The organism is Nocardia farcinica, assembly GCF_029867845.1.
Lineage (GTDB): Bacteria > Actinomycetota > Actinomycetes > Mycobacteriales > Mycobacteriaceae > Nocardia > Nocardia farcinica_A.
Genome location: NZ_JARWRU010001292.1, coordinates 1 through 7,400 on the forward strand (window position 1 = coordinate 1; position 7,400 = coordinate 7,400).

At 70.6% G+C, this 7,400-nt stretch carries 6 protein-coding genes; 2 read left to right on the forward strand and 4 right to left on the reverse strand.

The window, feature by feature from the left end; translation table 11 throughout:
* Positions 1-375, forward strand: a 375-nt coding sequence (locus tag QH283_RS28960; protein ID WP_280506102.1) for a LysR substrate-binding domain-containing protein, incomplete at its 5' end; no start/stop codon positions are given.
* 150 nt (positions 376-525) lie between these two features.
* Here the strand turns inward: QH283_RS28960 and speD are convergent.
* The 4 genes from speD to QH283_RS28980 form a co-directional block, all read right to left on the reverse strand.
* Positions 526-1,734, reverse strand: coding sequence for an adenosylmethionine decarboxylase (gene speD, locus QH283_RS28965; protein ID WP_280506103.1), 1,209 nt, complete (start codon positions 1,732-1,734; stop codon positions 526-528).
* A 7-nt stretch (positions 1,735-1,741) separates the two neighbouring features.
* A complete protein-coding gene (locus QH283_RS28970; RefSeq protein ID WP_280506104.1) occupies positions 1,742-2,881 on the reverse strand; it encodes a type III PLP-dependent enzyme in 1,140 nt (379 codons plus the stop codon).
* Between the two features lie 121 nt (positions 2,882-3,002).
* Entirely contained in the window at positions 3,003-5,510 is a 2,508-nt protein-coding gene (locus QH283_RS28975; protein WP_280506105.1) for a DEAD/DEAH box helicase, read from the reverse strand.
* 17 nt (positions 5,511-5,527) lie between these two features.
* The gene (locus tag QH283_RS28980) at positions 5,528-6,460 is read right to left on the reverse strand and encodes a proteasome assembly chaperone family protein (protein WP_280506106.1); all 933 of its coding nucleotides are present in this window, start codon (positions 6,458-6,460) and stop codon (positions 5,528-5,530) included.
* A 321-nt stretch (positions 6,461-6,781) separates the two neighbouring features.
* Here QH283_RS28980 and QH283_RS28985 point away from each other — a divergent pair.
* On the forward strand, positions 6,782-7,400 hold a 619-nt coding region (locus QH283_RS28985; protein WP_280506107.1), incomplete at its 3' end, for a hypothetical protein.

Consider the following 7,400-nt stretch of genomic DNA (forward strand, 5'->3'; position numbering starts at 1 on the left):
CTGGCCGGGCGCACCGACCTGTCGCCGGGGGTGCTGTCGGGGTTGCCGCTGCTGCTGCTGGACGAGGGGCACTGCCTGCGCGACCAGACCATGGAACTGTGCCGCAGCCGGTCGGTGGATCCGCCGCCCGCGGTGGGTGACACCAGAGCGGCCTCGCTGGCGACCGTGGTGCAGTGCGTGGCCGGCGGGCTCGGCGTGACCCTCATCCCGGAGATGGCCGTCGACACCGAGACCGGACGCGGCACCCTGGAGGTGGCGCGGTTTGCCACCCCCGCGCCGGGCAGCACGAACGGGCTGGTGTTCCGGTCCTCCAGCGCCCGCGCGCCCGACTACGAATACCTGGCCGCGATCATCCGCGCGCACCGGCCCGCCTGAGCCGTCCGGGGCGGTCGCGGGAGACGAGAACGGGGGGCGGCCCCCCCGGGGGGGGGGGGCCCCCCGGGGGGGCGACCGCGGGTGTAGGCCCCCCCCCCCCCCCCCGCCCCCCCGGGGCGCCCCGCCCCCGAAGGGGACGACGACGAGTGTTCAGCGACCCGCGCGCAACGCGAACGGCTCGATGGCGCCGCGCACCAGCGCGCGGGCGTCGACCGTCTCCGGGCGGTACGGCAGAGTGGCCAGGCGATCGACCATGCCGGGCACCGGGTCGTCGATCCGATCGACCAGGCCGAACAGGAACGACCACTCGTGCTCGTCGCTGCCGTAGTGCACGACGGTGCCGAACTGCTCGTGAAAGCGGTCCCAGGAACGCTTGAGGGTCTCGTTGCGCCACAGAGTCGGACAGCCCGCCTGCGCGCAGAGCACGCCGCCGGGAGCGAGCAGCGACTTGCAGCGCGAGAGGAACTCCGACTCGTAGAGGCGGTTGTGCTGGGCGTCCTCCACCCGCTCGTCGGGCAGATCGATGACGATCACGTCGTAGCGGGTGCCCGACTGCTCGGCCTGCTCGAGGAAGTCCCAGCCGTCGGCGTAGTGCACCGTGACCGGGCCCTCGCCGCGCACCGCGGCCTCGAGCTCGTCGGTGGTGTAGCCGTAGGGCAGGTACTTCGCGCACAGCTCCACCTCGAGCTGGTCGATGTCCACGTGATCGACCCGGTCCGCACCCGCGGCGACCGACATCTGGCTGGCCACGCCCTCGCCGGAGCCGATGATCAGCACCGAGTCCAGCTTCTCCGCCAGCACGAAGGCCGGAACCATCATGGCCTCGTGGTAGGTGAGCTGGGAGTACTCGGTGGACTGGCGGTCGTCGTCGGAGAACAGGCTGATGCCCTGATCGGTGCGCGCGATGACCATGTGCTGATAGGGGGTGTTCGTGTCGACGATCACCTCCTGCAGATCCCAGATCCTGGTCAGGCCGGGGCCGACCGGCTCCTCGATCCGCTGCGCGCCGTGCCCGCGCTGGATCACCTGCGTGCGAACCGTCTTGGGGGACAACGCCTCCCGCAGCAGGTCCACCGCCTTCGTCGCGCCGGCGCCGATGCTGCCGCAGGTGAAGACGTCGACGAAGATGTCGCCGGACTCCGGATAGGTGTGAATCGAGGCGTGGGACTCCGACAACAGCGCGAGGACGGTCACCCCCTGCGGTTCGAACTTCTTGTGTACGACATCGCAGATGGTGACGCCCGCCGCGATCAGAGACTCGCGCAACGCCGATTCGAGTCGTTCGAGATCGTCGCACAGATCTGTGTCGACACCACCGAACTCGGCCAGCACATGCCAGCCGGTGAATTCCGCCGTCATGGCAAACTCACTCTCGCTCAGCGCCCGAGACATGAACGGTCAGGGGCGGAAAACCATTGAAGGACACCGACGAATAGCTCGCGGTATATGCGCCGGTGTCGAGGATCTGAATGCGATCACCGGCTCGCAACGTGGTCGGCAGAAGGACCCGTGTGCGTTGATACAGTACATCGTCGCCGTCACAGGTCGGACCGGCCACCACGGCCTCGTCGACGGGGTCTCCGTCGCGTTCGGTGACGAAGCGATAGGCGATGTACTCGTTCTCCGTCTCGGCCATGCCGTTGTAGCGGCCGATGTCGAGATACACCCAGCGCCGTCCGTCCGGTGCGATCCGCACCGCGACGACCTCGGCGTGGATGGTGCCCGCGTTGCCGACCAGCGCCCGTCCCGGTTCGACGACCAGGGCGGCGGTGGCGGGCAGGCAGCGTCGGGCGGACTCGGTGATCACGGTGGCGATCTCGCCGAGTTCGGGGGCCGCGTCGGCGTAGGCGATGGGCAGCCCGCCGCCGATGTTCACCGATGTGACCAAAATCTCTTTGTCCGCAAGCCCTTTCGCGATCCACCCGGCCTGCTCGATACCGATCCGCCAGGCGTCGGGGTCCAGTTGCTGGGAGCCGACGTGGAAGTACGGCCCGGCCGGGGTGAGCCCGAGATCGCGCGCCCGCACCAGCAGTCGCAGCGCCTCCTCGGGCGCGCAGCCGAACTTGGTGCCGAAGGGCGTGCGCGACTGCGGCGCCGAGGCCAGGAAGCGGCACTCCACCTCCGAACCCGGGGCGTGCTCGGCGATGCGCAGCAGGTCCTCCTCGGTGTCGAAGGCGTAGCGGCGCACCCCCTCGCGGTAGGCGCGAGCGATGTCGGCGGCCTTCTTGACGGTGTTGCCGTAGCAGAGTCTGTCCGGCGCGACCCCCAGCCCCAGGCACAGTTCGATCTCGCCGGTGCTGGCCACGTCGAACTCCGCGCCCTCGTCGTCGAGCAGCCGGATCAGTTCCGGCACCGGACTCGCCTTCACCGCGTACCGGATGCGCGTGCCCCCGCCTGCCACGCCGCCGCCGGATACCGCCGCGCCACCGGACAGAGCGGCGTCCAGAGCACGATAGTTCCGCCGGACACGCTCCGGGTGGATGACAAGGTACGGGGATTCGGGCATAGTGGATCTTTCGGGTGGGGCTCGGGCGCGTGGGCAGCAGCGCAGAGAGTATCAGCGGCGCCGATCCGGGAACGAATCCGCCGCACGCGCCGCCGCCGGCCGGCGACGGCCGCCGGACATCTCAGCCGGCCACCACCGTGACCTCGTCGAACACGACCTCGCCCGCGGCGTCGGAGGCGGCCAGATCGACCACGGCGCGCACCGACCAACCGTGGTCGCCCGCCGGGTCGGCGATCGTCTGGCGCACGTCCCAGAAACCCGCCCGGCGCTCGATGTGGAACAGTTGCGGCCCCCGCGCGTCCTGGTCGGTGCCGATGCTGTCGTACTCGGCGAAGTACGGCTCGAGCTCGCTCTCCCAGTCCGGGCCGACGCCGTCCGGGTCGAGCGCGTCCAATTCGTCCCAGCGCCGGCGCGCGGCCAGCTCCACCCGCCGGAACATGGCATTGCGGACCAGCACCCGGAAGGCGCGCTCGTTGGCGGTGATCGGCCGCACGGTCTCCGCGCCGAAGGCCACCTGCTCGGCGTCGGTCTCGGCGCCGGGATCGGTCAGCTGCTCCCACTCGTCGAGCAGGCTCGAGTCGACCTGGCGGATCAGCTCACCGAGCCACTCCACGATGTCGTCGAGTTCCTCGGTGCGCGCAGACTCCGGCACGGTGCGCCGCAACGCCCGGTAGGCGTCGGCCAGATAGCGCAGCACCACGCCCTCGGAACGGGCGAGTTCATAGTAGGAGATGAGTTCGGAGAAGGTCATGGCGCGCTCGATCATGTCGCGCACCACCGACTTCGGCGAGGGCGCGAACTCCGAGACCCACGGGTGCCCCGCGCGATAGGTCTCGTAGGCGGGCTCGATCAGCTCGGCCAGCGGTTTGGGCCAGGTGACGTCCTCGAGCAGTTCCATCCGCTCGTCGTAGTCGATGCCCTCGGCCTTCATCTGCGCGACCGCCTCGCCGCGCGCCTTGTGCTGCTGGGCCATCACCAGCTGACGCGGGTCCTCCAGCGTCGACTCGATCAGCGAGATGACGTCGAGGGTGTAGGTGGGCGAGTCCCGGTCGAGCAGTTCCAGCGCGGCCAGCGCGAACGGCGACAGCGGCTGGTCGAGGGCGAAATCGCGTTGCAGATCCACCGTCAGCCGGGCGTAACGGCCCTGCGCGTCGGGCTCGTCGAGCTGTTGCACCACGCCCGCGTCGCGCAACGCGCGATACAGCCGCACCGCGCGCACGATGTGGCGGCGCTGCGCCGGGCGCGGCTCGTGGTTGTCCTCGAGCAGATGCCGCATGGCCTGGAAGCAGTTGCCCGGCCGGGCGATCACATTGAGCAGCATCGCGTTGGTCACCTTGAAGCGGGAGACCATCGGCTCCGGCGAGGCGGCCACCAGCCGGTCGAAGGTCTCCTCGCTCCAGGAGACGAAACCCTCCGGCGGCTTGCGCCGCTGCACCTTGCGCTGCTTCTTCGGGTCGTCGCCCGCCTTGGCCAGCAGCCGCGCGTTCTCCACCTCGTGTTCGGGCGCCTGCACCACCACCGAGCCGACGGTGTCGTAACCGGCCCGGCCCGCGCGGCCTGCGATCTGGTGGAACTCGCGCGCGTTGAGCCTGCGGGTGCGCACGCCGTCGAACTTGGTCAGGCCGGTCAGCAGCACGGTGCGGATCGGCACGTTGATACCGACACCGAGGGTGTCGGTGCCGCAGACCACCTTCAGCAGGCCGTCCTGGGCCAATTTCTCCACCAGCCTGCGGTACTTGGGCAGCATGCCCGCGTGGTGCACGCCGATGCCGTGGCGGATCAGCCGCGACAGCGTCTTGCCGAAGCCGGGGGCGAATCGGAAATTGCCCAGTGCCGCGGCGATGGCGTCCTTCTCGGCGCGGGTGGCGAAGTTCACGCTGGTCAGAGCCTGTGCCCGTTCCAGCGCCGCGGCCTGGGTGAAGTGCACGACGTACACCGGCGCCTGGTGGGTGGTGACCAGCTCCTCCAGCGTTTCGGTGATCGGAGTGCGCACGTAGGAGAAGTTCAGCGGCACCGGACGTTGCGCGCCCGCCACGATCGCGGTCTCGCGCCCGGTGCGCCTGCGCAGATCCTCGGCGAAGAAGTCGACGTCGCCCAGCGTGGCCGACATGAGCAGGAACTGCGCCTTCGGCAGTTCCAGCAGCGGCACCTGCCAGGCCCAGCCGCGGTCGGGATCGCTGTAGAAGTGGAACTCGTCCATCACGACCTGGCCGACCTCGGCGTCCTGGCCCTGACGCAGGGCCAGGTTGGCCAGGATCTCGGCGGTCGCGCAGATGATGGGAGCGTCGGCGTTGACGGCCGCGTCGCCGGTCACCATGCCCACCTTGTCCGCGCCGAACAGCTCGCACAGCGCGAAGAACTTCTCGCTCACCAGCGCCTTGATCGGCGCGGTGTAGTAGCTGCGCACACCCTGGGTGAGGGCGAACAGGTGGGCGGCGACCGCGACCAGCGATTTACCGGAACCGGTCGGCGTCGACAAAATGACATTGGAACCGGAGGCCAGCTCGAGCACCGCCTCGTCCTGCGCCGGATACAACGGCGTGCCCTGCTCGGCTGCCCACATGCCGAACGTCTCGTAGAGCGCGTCGGCGTCGGTCCCCGGGATGTCGAGCAGCTCGGTCAGTTCCACTCCGAGCAGCTTACGGATCAGTCCTCGTTGTTGTCGTAACCGGCCTGCTCGGCGAGGAAGCGTTCGAACTCGGCGCCGAGTTCCTCACCGCTGGGCAGCTCCTGATCGGCGGCCAGCAGGCTGGACTGGCGCTCCTGCGCGGTGACGAAGCTGTCGTACTGGCGCTCCAGGGCGTGCACGACTGTCTCGACCTCGGGATTGCCCGCGATGTGCTCGTTGACCTGCTCGAGCACCCTGGCCGCCGCCTCACCCAGGGCGGCCAGCGGCAGCTCCAAGCCCGCGTTGTCGGCCACGTTCTCCAGCAGCGTCTGCGCGGCCGCGGGGTAGGCGGTCTGGGCCAGGTAGTGCGGCACGTGCACGGAGAAGCCGAGCGACTCGTGGCCGTGCTGGGCCAGCCGGTACTCCAGCAGCGAGGACGCGCTGCCCGGCACCTGCAGCTCGCCCGGCCAGCGCTGGTGCTCACCGATGAGCGCGCTGTCGGAGGCGTGCGCGGTGACGCTCAGCGGACGGGTGTGCGGGATGGCCATCGGGATGGCGCTCAGGCCGATGCTGCGGCGCACGCCGAGCTGCTCGGCCAGCAGCCGCACGGCGGTGGTGAACTTCTCCCAGCGCAGATCCGGCTCGAGACCGCACAGCAGCAGGAAGGGGGTGCCTGCGGTGTCGCGCAGAGCCCACAGGTTGAGCTCCGGCTCGGCGTAGTCGGAGAAGTGGTCGTTCTTGAACGTCATCAGCGGCCTGCGCGAGCGGTAGTCCAGCAGCTCGTCCACATCGAACGAGGCCACGAGTTCGCTCTCCAGGCTCTCGCGCAGGTGCGTGGTAGCCAGCCGCACGGCGTGACCGGCGTCGGTGAACCCCTCGAGCCCGTGCACCAGAACCGGGCCCGAGCCGTCGGCCGACGACAGCTGCGGAGCGGGAAACTCCAGTTCGTACATTCGCGACTCGTAATCCATCGCGTACTCCTTCCTGCACGTTCCTTCACCACGGTTACCCGGGCGCTCCTGCCGTACCCGGTTGGCGTGGCGGGGAACCGGTGTCCATTGTCCCTCATCGCGGCGACACGCACGCACCGTGATCGGGGACCGCGACCCTCGGGGGAATCAACGCGGGCGCCGGACCGGACATTCCCGTCGATTCCCTCGGTACCGGTGAATACCGGATCGGCGCCGGGGTGCGCAAACCCCCTCGGCACGGCGGGCGGCGCCCGGTGCGCGCGCCGGTCGGCGTGGCGTCGCCCGGCGTGTGCGGGGGTGCGGCACAGTGGGCAGGTGATCATGGTGCGCCGCAGTCGTCCCGTCCGCCGTCCGAGCAGGTCGGTCCAGGTGCTCACCGCCGGAGTCCTCGCGGCGGGCGCGGCATGGCTGAGCGGTTGCGGCTCCACCGTCGACGGCGTGCCGGTGGCGGTGGAGCGTTCCCCGGTCGGCGAGCGGATCGACGCCCAGCTGATCACCCTGCTGCCCGAGCCGTCGCAGTTCCCGGCGCGCTATCCGGCCGTGGTGCTGCCCCCCGAGGCCGCCGCCCAGGCCGTGGGCGATCTCGACGGGGTCGCGCGCGGCGCCACGGTCGAACCGGCCGACTGCGCGCCGCCGGAGCAGCAGTACGGCCCCGACCACACCGCGGTGGCGGTCGGCACCTCCGACGCGGACCGCGCGACGCTGACCGTCGAACTGGTGCGGACCAGGTCTCCGCTGTCGGATCTGGCCGACCAGCTCCGTCGCTGCGGCGAGATCCGGGTGACCGGCGCCGGGCCGACCACCACCGTCACCACCACGGTGGACCGGGCTCCCGCCGTCGCCGCCGCCCCCCCGCGGGCGCGGCGCCGCGGCGGGGCCCCCCAAGTCGGCGGGGCCCGGGGGCCCCCACCCCTGCACCCCCCCCCCGCCCCCGGCGGCC